Origin of the sequence: Candidatus Uabimicrobium amorphum, assembly GCF_009002475.1 — a bacterium.
Lineage (GTDB): Bacteria > Planctomycetota > Uabimicrobiia > Uabimicrobiales > Uabimicrobiaceae > Uabimicrobium > Uabimicrobium amorphum.
The window spans coordinates 5,277,494-5,300,112 of the sequence record NZ_AP019860.1 but is presented as its reverse complement, the minus strand read 5'-3'; the positions used below and the strand labels follow the sequence as shown (position 1 = coordinate 5,300,112).

17 protein-coding genes are annotated in these 22,619 nt (G+C 39.3%); 10 read left to right on the top strand and 7 right to left on the bottom strand.

All coding sequences use genetic code 11. The features are described from left to right. Positions 1–7: 7 nt before the first annotated feature. Together UABAM_RS19200 and UABAM_RS19195 are read right to left on the bottom strand one after the other, a co-directional pair. The gene (locus UABAM_RS19200; protein ID WP_173013426.1) at positions 8–1,141 is read right to left on the bottom strand and encodes a C1 family peptidase; all 1,134 of its coding nucleotides are present in this window, start codon (positions 1,139–1,141) and stop codon (positions 8–10) included. Positions 1,142–1,391: 250 nt separating this feature from the next. Continuing rightward, positions 1,392–2,525 carry an FAD-dependent monooxygenase gene (locus tag UABAM_RS19195; protein ID WP_151969620.1) on the bottom strand — a complete coding sequence of 378 codons (1,134 nt, stop codon included), beginning with the start codon at positions 2,523–2,525 and terminating at the stop codon, positions 1,392–1,394. A 202-nt stretch (positions 2,526–2,727) separates the two neighbouring features. On the opposite strand from UABAM_RS19195, the gene UABAM_RS19190 reads away from it, so the two are divergent. Both UABAM_RS19190 and UABAM_RS19185 read left to right on the top strand, forming a co-directional pair. Then, positions 2,728–3,255, top strand: a complete 528-nt coding sequence (locus UABAM_RS19190) for a hypothetical protein (RefSeq protein WP_151969619.1) — start codon at positions 2,728–2,730, stop codon at positions 3,253–3,255. A 123-nt stretch (positions 3,256–3,378) separates the two neighbouring features. Then, positions 3,379–3,846: a hypothetical protein gene (locus tag UABAM_RS19185; protein ID WP_151969618.1), complete on the top strand. Its 468-nt coding sequence runs from the start codon at positions 3,379–3,381 to the stop codon at positions 3,844–3,846. A gap of 88 nt (positions 3,847–3,934) precedes the next feature. Here UABAM_RS19185 and UABAM_RS19180 read toward each other — a convergent pair whose 3' ends face one another. Continuing rightward, complete coding sequence (locus UABAM_RS19180) at positions 3,935–5,302, bottom strand: ELWxxDGT repeat protein (protein WP_151969617.1); 1,368 nt, start codon at positions 5,300–5,302, stop codon at positions 3,935–3,937. A gap of 252 nt (positions 5,303–5,554) precedes the next feature. Between UABAM_RS19180 and UABAM_RS19175 the strand changes: the two genes are divergently transcribed. Further along, on the top strand, positions 5,555–6,346 hold the full coding sequence (locus UABAM_RS19175; RefSeq protein ID WP_151969616.1) for a hypothetical protein: 792 nt from the start codon (positions 5,555–5,557) through the stop codon (positions 6,344–6,346). 7 nt (positions 6,347–6,353) lie between these two features. Here UABAM_RS19175 and UABAM_RS19170 read toward each other — a convergent pair whose 3' ends face one another. Together UABAM_RS19170 and UABAM_RS19165 are read right to left on the bottom strand one after the other, a co-directional pair. After that, on the bottom strand, positions 6,354–7,211 hold the full coding sequence (locus UABAM_RS19170) for an NAD-dependent epimerase/dehydratase family protein (protein WP_151969615.1): 858 nt from the start codon (positions 7,209–7,211) through the stop codon (positions 6,354–6,356). 149 nt (positions 7,212–7,360) lie between these two features. Next, positions 7,361–8,593, bottom strand: a complete 1,233-nt coding sequence (locus UABAM_RS19165) for a hypothetical protein (protein WP_151969614.1) — start codon at positions 8,591–8,593, stop codon at positions 7,361–7,363. Positions 8,594–8,954: 361 nt separating this feature from the next. Between UABAM_RS19165 and UABAM_RS19160 the strand changes: the two genes are divergently transcribed. The 5 genes from UABAM_RS19160 (at position 8,955) to UABAM_RS19140 (ending at position 16,900) form a co-directional block, all read left to right on the top strand. Next, a complete protein-coding gene (locus UABAM_RS19160; protein ID WP_151969613.1) occupies positions 8,955–9,440 on the top strand; it encodes a GNAT family N-acetyltransferase in 486 nt (161 codons plus the stop codon). A 14-nt stretch (positions 9,441–9,454) separates the two neighbouring features. Continuing rightward, entirely contained in the window at positions 9,455–10,900 is a 1,446-nt protein-coding gene (locus UABAM_RS19155) for a leucine-rich repeat domain-containing protein (RefSeq protein ID WP_151969612.1), read from the top strand. 139 nt (positions 10,901–11,039) lie between these two features. Then, a complete protein-coding gene (locus UABAM_RS19150) occupies positions 11,040–15,371 on the top strand; it encodes a serine/threonine-protein kinase (RefSeq protein ID WP_151969611.1) in 4,332 nt (1,443 codons plus the stop codon). Positions 15,372–15,497: 126 nt separating this feature from the next. Further along, on the top strand, positions 15,498–16,277 hold the full coding sequence (locus UABAM_RS19145) for a class I SAM-dependent methyltransferase (RefSeq protein ID WP_151969610.1): 780 nt from the start codon (positions 15,498–15,500) through the stop codon (positions 16,275–16,277). A gap of 11 nt (positions 16,278–16,288) precedes the next feature. Beyond that, positions 16,289–16,900: a pyroglutamyl-peptidase I gene (locus UABAM_RS19140; protein ID WP_151969609.1), complete on the top strand. Its 612-nt coding sequence runs from the start codon at positions 16,289–16,291 to the stop codon at positions 16,898–16,900. Positions 16,901–16,939: 39 nt separating this feature from the next. Here the strand turns inward: UABAM_RS19140 and UABAM_RS19135 are convergent, their stop codons facing one another. After that, positions 16,940–18,607 carry a serine/threonine protein kinase gene (locus tag UABAM_RS19135; RefSeq protein WP_151969608.1) on the bottom strand — a complete coding sequence of 556 codons (1,668 nt, stop codon included), beginning with the start codon at positions 18,605–18,607 and terminating at the stop codon, positions 16,940–16,942. 5 nt (positions 18,608–18,612) lie between these two features. Then, positions 18,613–19,548, bottom strand: a complete 936-nt coding sequence (locus UABAM_RS19130) for a serine/threonine-protein kinase (protein WP_151969607.1) — start codon at positions 19,546–19,548, stop codon at positions 18,613–18,615. A gap of 520 nt (positions 19,549–20,068) precedes the next feature. Between UABAM_RS19130 and UABAM_RS19125 the strand changes: the two genes are divergently transcribed. Beyond that, entirely contained in the window at positions 20,069–21,679 is a 1,611-nt protein-coding gene (locus UABAM_RS19125) for an SPFH domain-containing protein (RefSeq protein ID WP_151969606.1), read from the top strand. Further along, on the top strand, positions 21,666–22,571 hold the full coding sequence (locus UABAM_RS19120; RefSeq protein WP_151969605.1) for a reverse transcriptase domain-containing protein: 906 nt from the start codon (positions 21,666–21,668) through the stop codon (positions 22,569–22,571). Before UABAM_RS19125 ends, UABAM_RS19120 begins: the two co-directional genes overlap by 14 nt. Positions 22,572–22,619 lie beyond the last annotated feature (48 nt).

Below are 22,619 nucleotides of genomic sequence, written 5' to 3'. Positions count from 1 at the left end.
ATAGTAATTAGTCTTTCTTGTGAATAGGACGTATTGGCTTTATTGGTTTTATCTTATCGCGTGGGATAATGTAAAACTTTTTGATAAGTTTATAGTACTTATGTGGTAATTTATAAAATAATCTCTGAGCTTTTACCCACGCAGCAGCATATCCAATTTTATTACTGCCATAGGAAATCCACATATAACCACGTTCTGTACCATATCCACCAGTACTTCCCCATCCAGTTCCCCAAGAGTTTTTAATCAACCACGCTTGTTTGTTGTCATCCCAACCGATGAGGGTGACACCGTGATTCACTCTTCCCGTATCACTTTCATTAAAAACTCCACCAGTGTATGCCTGGAATCCAGGGGTAACGCGAACCGCAACGCTTAATGGACCATATTGGCACAGAGCGTTCTTTAATGCGGCAACATTAGGTACGGAACTACTAGAACCTACATATCCCCAAGTTACGGCTTTGTAATAACGAGTACCTGCTGGCAAATTACATGGATCATCACGTGAAGTGTATGGGTACTTAGACTCCACAGGAACACCTCTACTGACAAGGTAATCAAATGCCCACCAACCACCACGACAGGTTCCTGCACCACTACAACTGAGCAATGCTTGTTCGGAAAAATCTAATTGAAAACCATTGCGCAATGCAAAGTTTCCTTCAAAAGATCCTAAAGTAGCAAATGCCCAGCAACTACCACACGCACTTTGGTTGCGTACACTTGTCACTTTACTTCTTTTGCGCCAGTCCCACGATCTCGCATTGCTAAAACATCTAAAGATATACTTTTTACGAATAAGCGCCCATTTTTTGGGGTTTATTTTTTTGTAACGTTCAAAAGCTTGGTTATCGATAGCTAATAATTGCTTCGCTTTGCTATTTTGCTTTTGCATCTTTTGCGATAGATCACCTGGTAATCTTAAAGTTGCCAGTTGCGATATTTTAAAATCCATCGCCGTAGTGTAACCTACCGAAAATTTCATTTTTTTACGGGCAATATTTTGGCGTAAAAAAATTAGGTTTTGTTTTATCTTTTTATTGGCTTTTTGTTCACGATTGCGATAGAAGCTTTTATCCGCTTGGAGTGTAGGAAAAGTTACCATGAATATGATAAATATGCTTAGTATTTTTTTCACACCATTTCTCCTCATTTGTCTTTTTGAAAGTAGGTGTTTCATCACTTAAACTTTATTCATGGTCTATTCTTAGACGTTAAACAAACCATAAATGATGATACTCCTAGTATATTTCACTATATCTATATAGGAATGTAGCAAAAGACATACCAAAAAAAATATATTTTTAAATATCTGAGAAGAAAGGAGATAGAATTTTTTAACACAAGTTAACATTGTAAACACATTCGTTGGTAGCTCATCTTATACATTAGTAAATGTTATACGCAAAGACTTGCTGTAGGCGTCGACGCGGGAACATGCTTGGCGTTACTCTCACAAAGGTATTACGCAAATGCATCAATACTAAATTGCGTATGGTAGCAATCTTACCCACACGCCATGATGCGGTAGTGATTTGCCGTGTACGCGGTAAACGTAATGCTTGGTAGTCCTTTAAAGCTATGGCAATATCTTTATGATACTCAAGACAATGCGCAAGAACCTCCGCACTCTCAATCGCCATACATGCCCCTTGCCCTAAGTTAGGAGTGGTCGGATGTATCGAATCTCCTAATAACACGACACGATTCTCGTACCACGATTTAGAAGAAACGCGATCAAACAAATCATTGCGCAGAATAGCACTTTCTTCCGTACTAGATAAAATTTGCGGAACAGGTTTACACCATTTTTGAAATACACCTAACAATTGCTCTTTACCAACAGGTATTTCGCCATGCCCTTTGTTTATTGTGCAAAACCAATAAATTTGCTTTGCGTTGACACGCACAAAACCAAAACGCGCTTCCCTACCCCACACTACGCAGTAATGCGGCGCATCGATATTCTCTCCTTCACAAATACCACGCCAACACATTTGTTGAGCATCGCGTAGCGGTTGTTTTCCGTGCATTTGCTTACGCACCTGTGAATGAATACCATCACTTCCGACTAGCAATTGTCCTGCTGCCTGTCGCCCACTCGCGAAAGTGGCCATGACTTGAGAATCTTGTTGTTCATATGCGACAAATTCTTCTCCTAGCTGCAAAGTGTTTTTGGGAAGTGCTGCGACGAGTATATCATGCAAATCCGCACGATGAATGGTAATCGCCGGAACAGCAAATTTTTCTATCAATGGACGAATATCCACGCGATTCAAAATTTTTCCCGCGGGTGTTTTTATGTACATTATTTGTAAACGATTGCCACGCTTAATCACTTCATCGGCAATGTTAAGTTTACGAAGTACACGCATCGCATTGATTCCCAAACCAAGCCCTGCCCCCACAGGTTGCAACTGTGGGGTTTTTTCAAAAACGCGCACGTTAAATCCACGTTGTGCCATCGCTACTGCGCATGTTAAGCCACCTATTCCACCACCAATGATTATAGTGTCTGTCATAGTTACTCTTTCTTGAAGTGTTTACAGTGGTTTTTTCGCCACTGGATAAAGTTCACCTTTTTTATAATCCCAACGCTTGGCGATCTCAAATCCAATTTTTTCGTTTGAATTCGCATTTTATTTACATTGTTTTAACCTTTTATCGATTTCCGCATCTATAAAAATAGTACATCGTTCACAAAACTATTTTAAGGAGCCACGTATGAAGACTGTTTTTGCGATATTCATTTTAACTACCACTGGACTTTGCGCCAATCCCCTAACCATCGAAGATAAATTTTCGTGGGACAAGGTATATCTTGAGCTAGAGTACACAAGTCCACAAAAACTAAGTTTATGGATCATCAATGATAATAAACTAACCCACAAGCTTCGCTACAAAACAGCGTTTCGCATAAACGGAATAGTCCTTCGACCTAAAAAGTCGAAAATATATCGCCAAATTATTTTACCTGCGCAGCAAAGAATTCTCGTCGAAGAACTCAAACTCCGCACATACACTTCATATATAAAGGCGTATCTCAGAGTTCATCGTAAGAAAACTTTGGAAACGCAAAGGCAAATAGACTCTCGGAAAAATAAGGTGGTCATCACAGAAGAAATGTGCCCTCCGAATGGATCTGCATACCCTCAAACAAGAGCCGAACGAAATTCGCGTCTCGATCGTCGTATTTGGCAACGCAGACAAAACCAACGTCAACAACGTACAAATCGTAACAAGACCAAATAATCACTAATTCCTTTTCCCTCGTTGTTATTACGAGGGAAAAAATATTTTGTTGGGAACTTTTTGCGATAGATGCCTACTAAAGCAATAAAAATAAAAAACAAACTACATTCAAAGGAACAAAACATGAAAAAGTTTTTATTCGCTGCACTAGTATCTCTATTGATCATTCCCACATACGCAACAAAAATAATGCCGAAAAAACTATCCGAGCTTGTCAAAGAGTCTGACCACGTCTTGATCGTTAAGATAGAGAAAATCACAATGATCGATGGCAATGGCAAAGAAATCAAGAATCTCGATGCACGAACCGGCCCAGGCTTAAAAAATCAAATCCAATATCATGTAGTTGTTGAAAAAAACGGTGTACTCAAAACAAACGCCAAGAAATCTCCACAAAAACTTATCGTTGGCCTATGGAGAATGTGGCATTCGAGTTTGGGCAGTCACCAAGATATGAAAGACAAAAAAGTAATTATGCTGCTAAAAGGTAAGAATTTTGAGAGAGTTTACCACGGCGGGTTCATACGTAATCTGGATGAAAAGAAAAAAATTGAACAATTGCTTGTACAAAAAAACAAAGCACAAAAATAAAACCTGAAACCAAAGCGAAATGCTGGGACGAACCTTGTGTCCGTCCCAAACAACTAGACCACTCATTTTACAAATAAATACCTACGGATTATGATGATCCCGCCCCAGAATGAATATCTTTCACCAAAACAGTTCCCGCGGCAGTACCATCACTTTTATACAATTCCCAGCCAAGCTTTTTGGTCCATGCTTTAAACAACAGCACACCACCCACGTTAAACATGTTTTTCGGATTGGAATGGTTAAATTGCCCTTCAAAGATATCTTTCAAAAAAATGGTTCCCGCTTTTGTGCCGGAACTTTTATGTATCTCACTGCCGTGAATACCATCATTTGCGCGGAAGAACACATCGCCATTCACATTGGTAATCGAATAAGGTCGTGAACTTTCAATACCAGGATAAATATCTTTTACCATCATTGTATTTTTTGCGGTTCCATCTGTGCGATACAACTCCGTACCATGTACACCATCACGCGCCGTAAAGTACAGGGTTTTACCAACCATTTTGAAATAGTTCGGATAGGAATTTTTACTTCCCGGATAGATATCTAACAACATACGTGTACCACTGGCAGTACCGTCACTTACATAAAGTTCGGCCCCATTTACCAAATCATTGGCACGAAATAAAAGTTTACCATTTACATTGGTCAGTTGATCGGGATATACGTCCCAATTGTTTCCCGGTGTAATATCTGCCACCATTGTCGTTCCGTTTGCCGTACCATCGCTTTTATACAACTCGCGTCCATCGCGGCCATTTTTTGCGGTAAAGTACAAAGTTCCGTCAACATTAGTAAAAGACCGTGGTTCCGAACGACCTTGCCCCACAAAAATATCCTTTACTAAAACAGTACCTTCTGCGGTGCCATCGCTTTTGTATAGTTCCGTGCCGTGTATTCCATCTTCGGCGCGAAAGAACAATGTCCCGTTTACATTTGTCAGCATAAACGGCGAAGAATGCCCGCCATGAAAAATGTCTTTCACTAAAACAGTACCTTCTGCGGTACCATCACTTTTGTATAACTCGGTACCATATCCACCATCTGCCGCGAAATACAAAACGCCATTTACGTTGGCAAACGAACGTGGGTAGGATTTTTCTTTACCAGGAAAAATATCTTTCACCATGTAAGTTCCTTCCGCGGTGCCGTCGCTACGATATAATTCATAGCCATGAACGCCATCGTCAGCGCGAAAGAATAAAATATTATTTATATTGATGAAAAGTTCGGGTTTGGAGCTTGTACCAACACCAATATTCTTAACAAGAACTGTTCCCTCTTCTGTCCCATCGGTTTTATACAACTCATAACCATGAACGCCGTCATTGGCAGTGAAATACAATGTATCTCCAATCGTCGCACCGTAAAAATGCTCGTACCCCTGAGCTTTTGGAGCATCCGCAACGACCAACGACATGATAAAAACCACCACACAACAAAATCTCATCTCTGACCTCGCAATAACATTTGTATTTGTTTTAAGAAAAAATAATAGAATATGTTAGCAAATTTTTCACCAATATTCAACTTTCACAGATTATGGGTCATCTGCTATAATAAAATAAATACGGTTTATTACCGAAACGTTTATCAATCTGTGTTTGAGGGAAAGGGCGGACACTAGGTCCGCCCCTACATTTCCAATTTCCCCAAAATGTCAAAACATGGTTCGTCTACCTCAAAAATACCAGGAGAAAATATGGGAAGATTACATCTATTTGAATTCAACGACCAAGATTGGCTCCCACAATCAATGCGCATTACCCTCATGGAACTATTGATTGGAACCTACTCTTTGCTAAAAATATTCCAACCTGTTTTTCCCAAAGTACATCAATTTATAGAGGAAACCAACACCCAACGTTTACAGTTACTTTGTGCAGGTGGCGGTGGTCCGGTGATTGATTTCGCTTCATACCTAGAACAAAAGACATCCAACAAAATACAAATCACTTTATCCGACAAGTTTCCCAATATCGAACGCTACAAGAAGCTACAGCGCGAAGGAAATGTTAGTATCGACTACAATAACACCAGCGTCGATGTTTTTGATTTACCAAAGGAAATGGAAGGTACACGTGTGGTTATTAATGCAGTACATCACTTTAAACCACCACAAGTGGAAAAAATTTTACACGATGCGGTCACTGACAATGCCAATATCGTTTTTATGGAACCGGTACAAAGAACGCCGCGTTGCTTCGTCAATATTCTTTTTGCACTGCCTATATTCCTCTATCTAGGAATTTTTGGTATACGTCCTTTTCGCCTACGACGCTTTTTTTGGACAGTGTTGTTTCCCGTGGTGACGATCATTACTGTTTTTGATGGGCTCATTTCTACCCTAAGGGCTTACAAACCCAAAGAGTGGCAGCACATGGCAGAGAAAATAGACCCCCAACAACATTACCATTGGCAAATCGGTATCGCCAGTACTCCTCTGACCAAAGTCACGTATTTGATGGGAACTCCAAAAACACCAAAATCGTAGTTACATTTTAGACGGTAAACTCTGTAAGCCACTTCTCGATATCCACCAGCTCCAAACCAAGGCTTTTGAGTACATCAACGTTGATAAACCAATCTTTTTCGATACCGTAAGGAGAATGGTTATCTCCGTGGTGTTTTTCGGCAATCACCGCTTTTTTGTTGTATTTTGATTCGATAATTTCTAACAAACGCTTTAAAGAAACAGGTTGTGGACTCGCGACGTTAATCGCTCCGCTAAAATCATTTTTTCCGAGAAAGTACAACGCTTTTGCGGCGTCGTCTGAGGTAATAAAAGACTTTCGCGCTTCCAAGTTGGGAAAATACATCTCTTTTCCATCGCGAACGCGCGACAAGTGAAACGCAAAACGCTCGGTGTAATCATCGCTACCGATCACTACCGGTATACGCACAAAAGTGACCGGAAAACTTGCCCATTTTGTAAAAGCTACTTCGGCCTGGCGTTTTGCTTCTTTGTAGTTTTGCATATAATCGTGAATTTCTTTACTAAACGTATACGATTGTGGATTGAATTTATCTTCGGTCAAATCTACACCGTAATCGTACACCGACACCGTAGAAGTGTGAATATACTTTGTCACTTTACCCGCAAAAAGTTCTGTCGCCTCTTTGGCATCTTTGTGTGTATAGCAAACTTGATCAAAAACAATATCCCAGCACGTACCGTCTAGTGCGGCTTTCATCGCACTATAGTCAGTGCGATCACACACAATACGCTGCACGAGATCTCCTAAACCATCGTCCACACGTCCGCGATTTAGCAACGTGACACTGTGATTGTCTTCCACGAGAAGTTGTGCAAGTTTTCTTCCGAAAAAACGATTTCCACCAAGAATCAATATATTCATGTTTTTTTATTCCTATCAAGGTACATAAATGATCACGAGATTTCAACTTGACAATATACATTTTGATGCTTTAGACTTTTATAAAAAAACGAAAAAAATACATGGTCGCAGCATTTTATCTTGGTGAAATTTCCGAACAAAATACAGATTTATTTTTCATAAACCGTATAAAATATTTTCATTCCCCCCTCATCGTTACCACCAACATACACATACGGTTTTGTGGAAGTAATGTCCCAGTTATTTTGTTTTGAAAGGTAAAAGGTTTTTTGACCGACAAAATCTGCACCTTTGACATAACCTTCTTTTGTGATAAACGGTGCACCCATTCCATCTTTTTCCCAGGCAACACATTCAATTTTAATAATGGTTTTATCGGTGATTGTTTTTGTAACTTTTTTATTGAGTAGAACGGTTTCTTTACTATCTGCTTCTCCTTCGGAAACGCCTAAATTTTGACCATCTACTTTAATGAGTATGTACCAGTCTCCACTTCCAATTTCAGCGTCTGTTGTGATGACGGCCTGGGTAAAGTTTATGTGAATTTTTCTCGTTGGCGGTGGAATAAATCGCCTTTTACGAAATTGAATAGTGATTTTATTCGATTTCGCATTTTTGTTGTACATGCCTACTAGCCATACTTGACAACTATAGTTAATGTGGGTTTTATCCATTACACTTTTCATATTCGCAGCGTCTGCTTTTGTAAAAGAAACGACTGTCCGCCATTTGTTTTTGTGTTTTTGGAACATCGGAGTTCTTAGGTCTTTTACCTTTATTCCATTTTTAGATTGCCAATATAAGATAAAGTCTTTGGAGGACCTACTCGTGTACAATGTTATATTCCACGAATCGCTAGCGAAGAGATGTGCACTTCCTCCTTGTGATAGAACCATACTCTGCGGCAGTTTATTATTTTTGTATACATATCCCTGAGTCGCTATCAATTTGTATTTTTTTTTGGTAGCGACCTTCTGTTCTTTTATTGTTACCACATTAAAATATTCTTTGCGCGAATTACTCCAATATAGTTTTAAAGGAACCGTTCCGACCTTTTTTGTTTTGTATATATATCCTTGTAGACCTAGATACTTATATCCAGGTATTTTTTTAACTTTTTCGCTCGCTGCACAAAAATAGTCATTATTCTTAGAACTATAGTACAATCTTAGGGCTACGGTGGTTTGCATTGGCTTTTTGAGAATAAATCCCTGAGTTCGCAAAAAAACATAGCCTGGTATCTTTATGATATTTTTTGAAGCAAAACTATAGTGGTCTTTATGTTTGTCACTCCAGCAAAGTCTTAGGGGGACCATCTCTAATGAATATATATTGATAAGAACAACTAAGCTAAGGAGAATTAAAATACGTTGCGGCTTCATATACAACCTCCCATATAAAATTTTGATATTTAAATTAACAGTGTTAATTTAAGGCACGGTCAATCTCTAACTTGTAAATGCTAGAATATTTACTCCGAATTCGAGCTCGTTGTAATATTCATCAAATTTGATGCCAGCCGTCAAGCTAACCTTGAATTAGTTTTGAAAAGTCCTATTCCCTTTAAAACTTGAGCTTAAAAGGATAAACGATTTTGTTGGAACAGAAGCTTGGGGAGAGTTGGCCCTTTTTATTCTCGCTTTTACTTTTTCGTGTTACTTCTAGGCCACAACTTGGGTTACAATATACGGAAAAAATATTTTATCTTCGCGAAATTCTCAAAATATGTACAAGGAAAACAAAATGTCAAAAGCCAAAGTTTCACTAAGACCAATCACCAAAACAAATTTCCAGGAATGCATCGCACTTGATGTAAAACAAGACCAGCAAGAAATGGTGGCAAAAAACGTACAGTCTCTGGCATTGGCATATGTCAATAAAAACCTCTACCCTCTGGCTATTTACGATATCGCCGCCCAAGGGTGGGAGAACCCCAAACTGCCCATGGTTGGCTTTGTTATGTATGAAATAGACGCGGCGGTTGGTTTTATTGCGCGACTCATGATCGGTCGCGACCACCAAGGCAAAGGCTATGGTGAAGCGGCGATGTGCGAAGTGATTCGGCGGCTAAAACTTTACCCGCAAGTAGAAATTATTGCCACTAGTTACCATCCGCAAAACTCCGCAGCGGCGAATCTTTATCGTAAATTGGGTTTTGTTCCGTGGGAAGAGGAGTGGCTAAAAGAAATTTCAGAAGAAACAATCGTCAGACTCAAAGAGCAAATTTGATAAGGGAAAAAAGCGTGCAAACCATCAAGAAAAAATCTCTACAAGACGTAAAAAGTAATACTCGTTACCAAGGATGTTCTTTTTATCTGAACCGAAAAAAACGTTACAAAGTGGAAAATACGATTTTTGATAATTGTAGTTTTCGCGGGGATATTGTATTTCGCAGTTTAAAAGGAACAGAATTTCACAATTGTGGTTTTTCGGGAAAATTGGGATTGCGCCTTGCCAATATTGAAAAAATTCCCGAATATGTTTTTTCTCTTAAAGACCTTCAGTACTTGGATCTTTCGGGAAATCATATTACAGAAATTCCTCCTCAAATAAGCAACTTAACTCTTCTAAAAGAAATGGACCTGTCGCGCAATCGACTGACTTCCTTGACGGCAGATATTGCCCATGCGAAGTACCTCACAACACTGCACTTGCACAAAAATCAGTTACGCAGTTTACCTTTAGAAATGAAAGAATTACAAAATCTTTCACATATTTCTTTGGGGCAAAACAGTCTCACAACAATTCCCTTATGCATCACAGAACTCAAAAACCTCGAAAATCTTAATCTTATCGAAAACCAAATTACGGAGATTCCGCCACAAATAGGACAGCTCGTAAATCTCCGTTATCTTAGTGCCATACGTTGTCCTCTTCAACAAATCTCTTCTCAAATAGGACAGCTTGTCAATTTACGTTGTTTGAACTTAACAGAATGTGAGTTGCAAGGTATCCCCGACGAAATAGGACAGCTTGTCAAGCTAGGTAGACTGCACATTGATTTCAATCGAATCACCCAGCTCCCGGCAACGATTGGCAATTTACAAAATCTTTTCGAGCTTACATGCTCCAGCAATCGATTAACTTCTATCCCACCCACGATTGCCCATCTCTCTGAGTTAACGCACTTATCATTCAACAATAACCAACTTCAATCTTTACCAGTGGAATTTGCACAATGTAAAAAACTGGTTAAATTAAATCTTGGCGGAAATCGTTTTTCGGTATTTCCTGTGGAAATCGCGTATTTATATACTCTTCAAGAACTATCGTGCTCACACAATGACTTATCTTTTTTGCCCCCAGAGGTTGGACAACTTACGAACCTCACAAAGTTGTCTTTGGCCCACAATAACTTACAAACGCTCCCCCAAGAAATTGCCCACCTTCACAAACTGGAAGATATAAGCATTGCCAACAACAACATAACAGAGTTTCCCACACAAATTACGCAACTGCGCAATCTGCAAAGTTTAGGCTGTTCGCACAACAAATTATCTTCACTACCAACGGAATTGGCAAAATTGAAAAATTTAAATTACCTTTATTGTGCACACAACGAACTGACAACAATACCAGTAGAGATCGCCAAACTTTGCCAACTCACCTATATTTATGCTTGTGGTAATCCTATCGAATCTCTACCCCAAGAATTCACGCAAAACAAAAAGCTTTATGTGTCTCGTTAATACTCATACCGTAACGGAAAATAAGCCTTTTTACATTCATAGGTTGCCTTTTACTTGATGAAATGATTGACGTTGGCTTCTAATAGATGATAGAATTTGAGCTGCGGTATACACATAATAGTAATGATGGGAAACAGGAATGAATACAGATTTTTTTGATGAATTCGAGTATATCAAACAACTCCCGGAAGACTTTGCCTATGAAATTAGGGATAAAATAGGTGAAGGTGGTATGGGAGAAGTGTACAGGGCGTTAGAAAAAAATTCTCAGCGCATCGTGGCGATCAAGTTTATCACAGCAACACATAGTCAACAAATCACCCAGAAACGGTTTTTACGTGAAGCGCAGTTATCCGCACAACTCAACCATCCAAACATTATCAAAGTACACAATGTGGGCTTTATACAAAATCACATGTACATTGCCATGGAGTATGTACATGGCAAAACCTTAAGTAGCTGCCTACACGAATTGTCCTTACAAAAAAAATTGATTATACTCGAAAAAATCGCTCGTGCATTGCATTATGCCCATAGTAAGGGAATTGTCCATCGCGATATAAAACCTGACAATATTATCATTACTCAGGAAATCGAACCAATTGTTATGGATTTTGGCTTGGCGAAGAGCATTTGCATGAGTGACTATGATGTCACAAAAACAGGTGAAGTGATCGGAACGCCTCGTTACATGTCCATTGAACAAATGCAAGGTTATCATCAAATAGACGGTCTTGTAGACGTGTATGCACTCGGTGTCATTCTATATGAGATGATCACGGGCGAACATATGATTGCCGGGGATACGCCTATTGAAATTTTATATAATTTACAAGCAGCAAATATTATTCCCCTATCGCGTTATCCATCGGTGGCGAAGGATTTGCAAAGTATTTGGTTAAAAGCCACTGCTGCGCATAATAAACGTTATAAAAATGCCAAAATTTTGGCAGATGACATACGCAAGTTTTTGCAGGAAGAAAAAGTCTCGGCACGATGGTTTGGTTTTTACCATCGCTTAAAAAATGTGCGGCGCATCGCTTCTATTGTACTTGTTTTTATTATTGTCATTGCGGCCCTTTATCGAAATTTCTATCGCGATAACAGCATCAAAATTCACATAACACCTCTTGTGACAGCGGAGATACTCATCAATCAAAAACTATACGCCGCAGCGCAAGAGCAATTGCAAAAAATAAAGACACAAGACGAAGTAGACAAGTTAAAAATATACCAAAAGCTTGTTTTTACCCACGTGAAATTAAAACAATACCTGAAAGCGCAAAACATATTTCAACAACATTTACAAAATCAGCCACTCGATCCCCTCACAGTTTTGGCTATTTTGGAAATGTATTACGCCAAACGCGATCTTTCGCAAATACAAAGTTTACAATTTGATACGACAAATCGTAGAATCAAAGCACGGCATTCCTATTATCAGGGTCTCATACTTTATCAAAATAAACACTACGAAGAGGCCTTAAAATTCTTTGCCGACGCCGATGCGAATGCCAATGCCGCAAAAATTTCCATAAATAAAAACTGCAAACTCTTCATTGCGCGTTGCAATTATAGAATTGTCAAAAATGGCTTTGCCGATGAAGCATCGCTAAAAGAAACTATCACCCTATTAAAGAACACAGTAAAAGATTTCCCAGGGGATACAAGAATTCTCGGTTACTTAGGTGAATCCTATTTGATGTATCATACGCTTTCTAGTCCCTCCCCTGCCAAAAATTCTGAATACTTGTCCCTTGCAGTAGAATGCTTTAAGACGTGCATCGCCCGTTCAAAAAGTAGCGACTATTACGCTTTGCTTGGGAAGGCATATTTTCGCCAACAAAAATACATCCCTGCCTATAAAGCACTCACGAAGTCTATTGAAATTGGAGGAGCAAATCTCGCAACGGCAGATACTTTAATGCGCGTGTTGCTGCGCAAACCGTCTTTAAACGAAAACAGTATGTTTTTCTTAACGCATGTTACCGGTAAGGTTACGTCAGTTACCCCACCAAATTTATTCACCAATAAGTTTCTCGAAATACAAGAGACCTATCATAGCGACTACGCCAAAAGGCGTGTTGCCATGAATAACCTCACGATGAAAAATAGAGGTGGTATAGCACCTCATCTAGAAAAAATAGCTGAAATAGAGCGCATGCGTGTAGATGAAAAGTCACTTTCTCGGCACCAAATGAAAATTTACGATGATGCCATTAGTGGTCTAATGAGTTTGCGCTATCACCCGCAACTACAAGAAAAAATTATGACTTTGGCGCAAAGCTTTTCATCAAAAAAACGCTCTCGGGTAGAGAATATTTGGCATAGTATTGAACGGGAGAAGACACGTGAAAATAGGCATGCTCTTTATTACCAAAGCGTACACCTCGCTCTACAAAACAATGAAGAAGTCATCAGCGAAACAGATCGTGAACTTCTTAAAAAAATTGCACACAATCGAAAACTGGATGTCTACAAACGCTATCTTGCGGCCAAAGCACTTTTGCAATTGCTTGAGTTTTCAGAACTAGAAATTTTATCGGAAAGATTCAAGACACAACATCGTGATTTCATAGGTTCGATGATTGCCGTTATCGTTTTACGCGAAGCTCGTATTCGTAAAGAAACCGACGTCTTTTCGCACATCAAAGATGTCCATCCGCAAACCCCTGGCTATGAATTTCTCTGCGCTCTCGTCGCCAAATCAACATTCATTTACCTTGTCAACTACCAAGATAATATTCAAAGAGAGACATGGCGTTCACAGAACGAGGCACTGTTGCAAATTCTACACTACCTCATGAAAAAAGATAACAAACCACGTGTCCAGTTATATGCTGCGGCAAGTGCTTTTGCCATTAGCAAGGACAACGAAGCCCTGAAAATTTTAAAGGAAAATATGACGCATTCGTCGCCAAGCCATAGAGTATATGCTCATTATTATTTTTGGAGTGCCCCGCATATACCTGGCCAAGCGCAAAAATTCATGAAAGAATACCGCCAAGGCCTTCGCGACAAAAACGAAAAAGTCCGAGCAACTGCTCTTTACTTTCTCCACTATTTCAATGATATTGATACGCGTTATTTTGCAAAAGATTTAGAGTCGCTTATCGATACCCCCAACAATATAGGTCTGCGTGCCATATTTGGGTATTGCAACAAGAGCCAAAGCTATGCAAACATAAAAGAACGCATTATCATGAAAAGTAACCGCCCTTTCGTACAGGTATATACATATATCATTGCCAATTTTTTGCGCATATTTGATTTAAAAGGTAAGGTACACAACATCTCAAGATTCAACAAAATGCTAGAAGAATTCCCCTCTATTCTGCAAAACTCATCACCCGCTTTAAGTCAATGGGCTTGTTGGTTTTTTAGTTCTTTAAACTACTATCGCTTTGATCTAGTGGAGAAACACAAAAAACTAGTGCAGAATTCAGTGTTGGTCTTTATGAGGCAACCATACCTGCGTTTACCTTTTGTCGATGTTTTTTTAAAACAATCTACGACCAGGGAAAAATTAAACTTTATCAACAAATGTTTAGAAAATTACCCTTCGCTGCGCGAAAATGCCATGGCCGCAAAAGTATTGCTGTCGAAAAAAAATCGCAACCGTTTGTACAAACAAGCTCTGCGTTCGAAAAACAAAAGTATAAAGCGCGGTGCTGCCATAGGCTTCTATAGCATACTCAAATTTCACATTAGCCAGCCGCAAATTGTTATGCAACGGTATATTCACAAAAACGCAGAAGACCACTATGGGGAATACATAGAGATATTGCGTCGCCGTGGAAAACAACGTCTATTTGGAAAATGGTTGACCTACGCGATTGATTTGACAAAAGATTTGGATCTTTCCCAAAAAATGGTTGCAACGCAAATGGCAAAGTTTTACTACGAAAGAGCTGTTATCTATCGTTCACAGAATAACATTGCCCAAGCAGTGAACGATTTACAAAAAGCAATAGAGCTACTCCCCAAATACCCACGTTATAGAATAGAACTCGCCGAATTGTACCATCAACAAAAAAATTATGATCAAATCGCTGCGACATTACCTGGCCTGGAAAAGTCATGCACGACAATGTTACTTAACCGCCAAGCAACATTATACCGAAAAATAGGGCTCGATAAACAAGCGCAGGAAATATGTAAGTACTTATTACTAAACGCTCGGGGAGATTTTTATGCACTGTTTTTGGCACGACATACCCTAAGTAGGGCGCAAAATGATACAAATCTCACCACAGACGAGGCAAATCATCACAGAAAGTTGGCGCGCAAATATATACTGTATGCTGTAAAAGACAATCTACGGCGACGGCTTGATCGTGGTCGACGCAATGGTTTTTGGATTACGCGAAATTACATACACAAAAATTTTCCCAATTTACAAAAGATCGCAGCACATCCACAGATACATCGTCAAATATTGCTTATTGAAAAGTATAGTGGTCAAAAGTAATTTGTGACGGTCACGGTGACGGTCACGATCACGGTGACGGTCACGGTCACGGTCACGGTGACGTTTACGATCACGGTGACGGTCATGGTCACGATTACGGTTACGAAGTTGATATAGGAGAAAAAAATGGATATAGTTCATCACAATAGTGGTGCTTGGGATCAGCAATCTAAGCAAGGAAGTCGTTGGAGTCAACCCGTCACATCTAAAGAGATCGAAGCCGCCCGAAACGGTGAGTGGAATGTCATTCTAACACCCAACAAAAACGTACCTCATTGTTGGTTTGATTCACTACCGGGAAAAAATTTATTGGGTTTAGCTTCTGGTGGTGGACAGCAAATTCCTATACTGAGCGCTGCGGGGGCACGGGTGACGAGTTTTGATAATTCTCAAGAGCAATTGGACAAAGACCAAAATGTGGCCCAACAAAATTCATTAGAGATAAAATGCATTCGCGGTGATATGGCAAACCTTTCTGTTTTTGCGGACAATCATTTCGATATCATTTTTCATCCCGTATCTAATGTATTTGTTCAAGATTTACGTCCGGTGTGGCAAGAGTGTTTTCGCGTCTTGAAAAATGGTGGCCGTTTGTTGTCTGGTTTCATGAACCCTTCTTTTTTTCTTTTTGATCATAGTCACGCTGACAAGACAGGAGAACTCAAAGTAAGGTTTCGTTTGCCTTTTTCAGATATAGACGATCTTAGTGAACAAGAAGTACAATCTCTCGTTGATAAAAATGTGCCTTTAGAATTTGGCCATACACTGGAGCAACAAATTGGAGGACAATTACAAGCGGGATTCCTGCTCAAAGATTTTTATGAAGACGACTGGGATGATGAGAGTACACCACTCAACAAATACACCACCACAACAATAGCCACATTGGCCATTAAACTACTTTAGAAAGACCTATTATGCGCGTACTCATTACCGGATTTAATTCATTTGCCAACGTAGATACCAACCCTTCACAGCTCGTCGTGGAAAAAATCGATACCCAAAAATTTTTACCTGAAATACAAGTAACGACAAGAGTATTACCTACAGAATACAATAGTGCAAGAGACATTTTGCAACAACTCATTGCGACAATATCTCCACAAATTATTTTACTTTTAGGTGTGGCAGCTACAAGAAACGTAGTAAGTCTCGAACGCGTGGCATTAAATCTAAATGACTGCTCGATCCCAGACAATGCCGGTTGTACGTACCAAGGAAAACTTATTGAAAAGCAAGGCCCATTGGCGTATTTTGCAACACTACCATTACAAGACTTGCAAGAAAAGTTGTTACAAAACGGTATTGCTACAGAAATATCCAATCATGCGGGAACCTATGTTTGCAACCATATTTTCTATTTGGCTCTACATCAGATTCAGCAAATGCAATTAGACACAGCATGTGGTTTCATTCACATTCCACTTGTTCCGGCAGATGGCTGCTTTGTGGGCATAGAACAAATGAGTTTGCAAAAACTCACGTACGCTATCGAGTTATCAATAAGGTTTTTATCAGAGTCGAAATAGTTGGGACGTGACACGTACTAGGATGTGACACGCCCTAGTTTATGATGGTACTTTCTGGAGTAATTTTCTCGCTTTTGCGAGGAGTAGCCCCAAGTTTACTTCCAAAGGGCAGACGATGACGAGCACAGATCGCGTAGCATGTGGAAAACGTGCAAAATAGTGCACGAGTTTTTTCGAAGTAATCACAAATTCTTTAAAGTAATGACCTGTATTTTTCGTTCCACGCATTGAGCTGAAAAGGTTTTCTATTTCGAGAACGCGATCACCCTCAAAAAGATCTTTTGTTGCCGCAGCCACCAAATCCATTACTTCTTGGGGATGTTCATTTTTTGTATAAATCCCCAGTAGCATACCAGTTTCTAAATCAATCACCGATACCGCCAATGCTTGTGGTATTTTTTCTAAACACATGTTTATGTAATCATCAACATGGTCTTCAATATCTCCTTGCGGAGTATATTGTTTTTCTTGTAGAGAGAAGCGTTGTTCCTTGGCAAAGTGCGGCTTTGTATCGTGCGCAATTTCCGAACTTTCCAAACTACCATTTACGACTTCTTTTACATCGTGATAAAATTCCTTCATCGTAGCGTAGCGAATTCGTTTATCTTTGTGTATCGCTTTTAAACATATGTCATTGATATCTTGTGGAATTTGTTCGTTGATTTCGCAGAGGGGACGTGGTGACATTTCGGCAATGGCAACAAACAGTTCAAACTTGTTTTCACGGCGAAAAGGGTGCTCGCGCGTTAGGGCTTCATACATGACAATTCCCAACGAGAAAATGTCGCTTTGCTCATCAAGAGGTAAACCACGTATTTGTTCGGGAGACATGTACATAGGGGTTCCAATCATATCTCCTGATTGTGTTAAATCGTAGTTCTGTTCGACGGACTTCGCTAGTCCGAAGTCAATAATGCACGGCACATCATTTTCGCGAATCATGATATTCGTTGGTTTTAAATCGCGATGTACAATATTTTTTTCATGTGCATAAACAAGAGCTTCGGTAATTTGCAAAATAATTTCCATCACCTTTTCTGTACTTGGTTGCTTTTGCTCTATGTAGTTATCTAATGTCAATCCTTTAATGTATTCCATGGCTAGAAACAAATAGCTGTTTTCAGAACCAATATCGAATATTTTGGCAATACCGGCATGCAACATCTTCGCGGTTGCTTTGGCTTCGGATATAAATCGCAGTTTTCCCTTTTCCACTGCGTAGTTCTGTAAAATCTTAACGGCAACGATACGGTCTAGCTCAGGGTCATATGCTTTATATACTTCCCCCATAGCGCCACATCCGAGTTTTTCTAATACTTCGTAACGTCCAAAAGTTTTCGGCGCTGTCTCTGAATTTTGCAAATTTTCATGACCATTTATGGAAAAATTTAGTTGTGACATTTCAAGTGTGGCTTTATTGTTATTCAAGTATTTACTTGCTTTAGAAACATATTCTGCCAGTGTTTCTTCATCGAAGACCTCTTCAATATCAACATCATTAAAAACTTTACTGTCTTCAATAACAATCAAATCGTCAAGACAATCCAACGTTTCGTAGAAACTTTCTAATGAAATCTCGCAATGTTTACACAATATGTCGAAGAGATCATTTTTTTTCACGCCATTGGCAAAACAGCTAATGAAACCTATAAAATCTTTTATAATGTCACCGTGTTGCTCCACAAGTTTTGTATAATCTTCATTCATCGCGTTTATCTCTCACTTTCGGCAGAGAAATCTTGATAGTAATCGTAGAGTTCCTCAATGAACTCATCTAGAGTTTGATAACGCCTTTTGATTGGATACGCCATCGCTTTTTGGACAATATTCTCTAGTGCTTTTGGTATCTCCATATTGATAGACGTCAAACTTTGATAACTGTTGGTCATTTTAGCCGCCGCTATCTGCAAAATGTCACTTTTTTCTTCAAAGGGCGCTTTCCCTGAGAGACAGTGATACATAGTCGCCCCTACCGAATAAATATCCGCTCGAGTATCAACATATTTCGCTGATTGAAATTGTTCAGGAGCCATATAGCAAGGACTACCTTTTCCAGAACCTGTTTGGCTAAGATCGCAATCATCTTTGATTTTCGCCAAACCAAAATCGAGAATCTTGATTTGCTTGTTCTTCGTAATATATATATTTTCGGGCTTGATATCGCGATGGATCACATTGTTTTGCGCGGCATAATTTAAACCATTCAGAACACTAAAGATGATCTTGATGGTTTCGCGCGGTGGGAGATAACCTTTTTTTTCAATAATTTTATCAAGTGTTTTGCCAGGAAAATACTCCATGACCAAGTAATAAAAATTTTTCCAATGTCCTTGGTCCAGTAACCCCACAATGTTCGGATGTTGCAATGTTCTTTGTATCACGCACTCGCGCAGAAAAAAATCCAGGTCGATTTGCAGCGGTTTTTCTAACACTTTTATGGCAACTTCTTTTTTTTCTTTTGTTTGCGCAAGATACACATAGCCAGTACATCCTTCCCCTAACACTTCTTTTACAGTGTAGGGTCCTATTTTCATAAAAATGAGTCGCCCACATACCCGACAATTTATTTTTGCGAAAGCTGTGTCTTCATCAATTATATAAGAAATATTATCTTTACATTGACAGCTTTGCTCATTTTCCGTGCTCATCGATTTCTCTTATATAGTGGAATGTCTGTATTCGTAGATTATAAACAACTTAAATACTATGTTTTAAATTGCTCTATTATTTTAAATTCAATCGCCATTTTCAAGTAATTTGTGAGATAAATATCAATAATTCAAATACTTTCGTAAGACACTTCAAAAAACCGTAAGTTTTTCGTATTTTAATCGGCATTTTACCAAATATTACTGTATACTGAAAATAACAACACGGTACTCCCTAATAAGGAAGAGTATTCCGTAGAAAGCTTTACTATTTGATGAATTAATTGGGCTGAAACACACAATAACACAAAATAAAAATTTTTATTCTGTCGCTTGTGGGTAAGAGGACCTGTGGCTAAGAGGATGCATGTTAGAATAAAAAATTATCCGTTGTCAAAGTGCAAAATGGAAAGAACTCGCTTCCATAAACTCTGACGACCATAATTTGGCATTTTAAGATTAATTTTAGTCCCGTCTTTCTTATTTAATACTCAGCCCTTTTATTTTTTAGGGACCTCTTATGTCAAAAAAAATAACGGTTTTGCCTTACGAAAAAGGACTGTTGTACAAAAAAGGACGCTTTATCAAACTGCTTGACAGTGGCCACTATACGATCTATCCATGGCAGTCTTCACATATTGATAAAATGGATACGCGCGAGCATACTTGTGTAACGGAAAAAAAAGAGTACTTAACAACAAATCGTTGCAGTGTTGCCCTTGTTTTCGTCATTCGTTATAAAGTGATTGATCCGGTTTGCGCCGCGCATACTGTAGAAAATTACCACCAACAAATCATACAAGATCTCCAATTTGCCACTCAAAAGTACATTCGCGCACAAACACTGGAGAGTATTTTTAACAAGACAAACGAACTTCTAACAAACATAGAAGAAGAGGTGATTGTTGCGGCCAAAGAATACGGTATTTGCGTTCGTACATTGCAAATAGACGAAATAACTTCCCCACGTGTTTCGTCGGAAGCTATTGATATATGGGAATACGAAAAGGGATTGTTATTTTGCCAAGGAAAATTCGAAAAAATCCTTGATAGCGGACGTTATACTCTGCACTCCTGGCAACACAGTACAATTATAAAAGTCGATACCCGCGAAACGACAAAAAATATACAAGTAAAAAATATCTACACAAAAAACGATATTAAAGTCAACATTGCACTACGAATACACTATAAAGTGACGGAGCCACAAAAAATTTGTACGGTGAAAGATTATGATTCACAAATTTTTCAGGACATTAGCGAACTACTAGAACAAGACATCCGCAACCATACTATTGAAGAGGCGCTCCACGAAAATACTATCGCGCAAAAATTACAAAAAGAAGTCATAAAAACAAAACAATACGGCATCGAAATTACGTCTATAAAAATAGAAAGTATTCGTGTTCCCCATAAGGAAGATCAGGTCATTGATATCTGGGAGTACGAAAAAGGCCTGTTATACCGCGAGGGAAAATTTGAAGAAATTATCAACTGTGGTCGCTATGTGATACGTTCTTGGGAGCCTGTACACATTGTGAAGCTAGATCTTCGCGAGTCCAGCCAAACAATCCAAGGGCAAGAAATATTGACCAAAGACAAAATAGGCATTCGCATCACTTTGGTAGCGCAGTATAAAATTATCGACCCCATTGCCGCAGTTCATAATGTTGAAAACTACCAACAGCAATTGTACCAGGACCTACAACTAACTTTACGCGAAAACATCACTGGACGCCTAGTCGAAGAGATATTGGAAGACCGCGACGCACTTTCGCAACAACTACTCGAAGAGGTGGCACCACGAGGTGAAAAATACGGGATTTTGGTACAACGTATTGGTATTAAAGACATTATTCTTCCCGGAGTGGTACGCAATGTTTTCTTGCAAGAAGTAGAAGCCGACCGCCGTGGACGCGCCGATCGGATTGCAGCACGATATGCAATATCGGTAGCACGCAGCAAAGCCAACGCCGCAAAAATTTTACAAGAAAACCCCAACGTCATGCGCCTAAAAGAGTTGGAGACTCTAGCAGAGTTGGCATCAAAGGAAGGTAATTTAATCATTATACCTGGACTCAATAATCTATATTCTTCAGGTACTTCCGGAGCAAGTGATGGTAAAGTATAGTTGGCAAAAAATTCTTCGCGATATACTTCCTCAAAAAAATATCATGGCAGCAAATACAGATGACACCAACCTGGAAATGTTGTCTAGTATTTTCGCGATACGTATTGACATTTTACAGGAAGTATCACGGTCGATACACCGCCACTATACTACGTTTGAAATTTCCAAAAAAAACGGTGGCACACGCAACATTTATGCCCCAAATCCTACGCTAAAAAAAGTGCAATACGAAATATTTCATTATTTGCAAAATTTTGCCATCCACCCCACGGCAACAGCCTTTATCCCTGGTGGCTCGATCATTGTCAACGCGCGTCAACACCTAAACCAAGAGTTATTTTTAACCGTTGACATTAAAGATTTCTTCACCAATACCTCGACAAAACGCGTACGCAATTTTTTTCGTGATCAAGGCTGGGAGAAACAAAGTTTAGATATGCTTGTATCGCTATGTACCTATCAAGGTGGCTTACCACAAGGGGCACCATCAAGCCCACAATTGAGCAATGTGATCAACATGGAACTAGATGAAGAAATTTACCAAGCGGCCTCAGCATCCAGTGCTACCTATACACGTTATGGAGATGACATTACATTTTCTTGGTCGACAAGTTGTATGGATAGTGGTCTAAAAAATAAGGTAACACAGATACTCACAAATTTTGGATATGAGATTTCCCCGCAAAAAGGCTGGCAATTGTTTTGTGCAGAGCAACAGCCAGAAATTGTTGGTGTAGTGATGGGAAGTGATGGAAAACTACGTGTTCCCCAAAGAATTCATGAAAAACTCGACAAGCTTCACCAGAAAAATAACCCAGACTTACAGGGACAAATTCGTGGTTATGAAAATTATATCAAAGGGGTAGAGTCTGCAAGTGTGAGTATTGCCTAAGTATAGATATTCTCTGGTATTTGGTGCCCCCACATCGGCTTCGCCGAT

What these genes read in the sequence shown, in the direction of transcription:
- UABAM_RS19175 (WP_151969616.1), top strand. Translation starts at nt 5,555, where the DNA reads ATGGGAAGATTACATCTATTTGAATTCAACGACCAAGATTGGCTCCCA.
- UABAM_RS19130 (WP_151969607.1), bottom strand. Translation starts at nt 19,548, where the DNA reads ATGAGCACGGAAAATGAGCAAAGCTGTCAATGTAAAGATAATATTTCT.
- UABAM_RS19190 (WP_151969619.1), top strand. Translation starts at nt 2,728, where the DNA reads ATGAAGACTGTTTTTGCGATATTCATTTTAACTACCACTGGACTTTGC.
- UABAM_RS19140 (WP_151969609.1), top strand. Translation starts at nt 16,289, where the DNA reads ATGCGCGTACTCATTACCGGATTTAATTCATTTGCCAACGTAGATACC.
- UABAM_RS19195 (WP_151969620.1), bottom strand. Translation starts at nt 2,525, where the DNA reads ATGACAGACACTATAATCATTGGTGGTGGAATAGGTGGCTTAACATGC.
- UABAM_RS19165 (WP_151969614.1), bottom strand. Translation starts at nt 8,593, where the DNA reads ATGAAGCCGCAACGTATTTTAATTCTCCTTAGCTTAGTTGTTCTTATC.
- UABAM_RS19145 (WP_151969610.1), top strand. Translation starts at nt 15,498, where the DNA reads ATGGATATAGTTCATCACAATAGTGGTGCTTGGGATCAGCAATCTAAG.
- UABAM_RS19135 (WP_151969608.1), bottom strand. Translation starts at nt 18,607, where the DNA reads ATGAATGAAGATTATACAAAACTTGTGGAGCAACACGGTGACATTATA.
- UABAM_RS19125 (WP_151969606.1), top strand. Translation starts at nt 20,069, where the DNA reads ATGTCAAAAAAAATAACGGTTTTGCCTTACGAAAAAGGACTGTTGTAC.
- UABAM_RS19180 (WP_151969617.1), bottom strand. Translation starts at nt 5,302, where the DNA reads ATGAGATTTTGTTGTGTGGTGGTTTTTATCATGTCGTTGGTCGTTGCG.
- UABAM_RS19120 (WP_151969605.1), top strand. Translation starts at nt 21,666, where the DNA reads ATGGTAAAGTATAGTTGGCAAAAAATTCTTCGCGATATACTTCCTCAA.
- UABAM_RS19160 (WP_151969613.1), top strand. Translation starts at nt 8,955, where the DNA reads ATGTCAAAAGCCAAAGTTTCACTAAGACCAATCACCAAAACAAATTTC.
- UABAM_RS19170 (WP_151969615.1), bottom strand. Translation starts at nt 7,211, where the DNA reads ATGAATATATTGATTCTTGGTGGAAATCGTTTTTTCGGAAGAAAACTT.
- UABAM_RS19150 (WP_151969611.1), top strand. Translation starts at nt 11,040, where the DNA reads ATGAATACAGATTTTTTTGATGAATTCGAGTATATCAAACAACTCCCG.
- UABAM_RS19185 (WP_151969618.1), top strand. Translation starts at nt 3,379, where the DNA reads ATGAAAAAGTTTTTATTCGCTGCACTAGTATCTCTATTGATCATTCCC.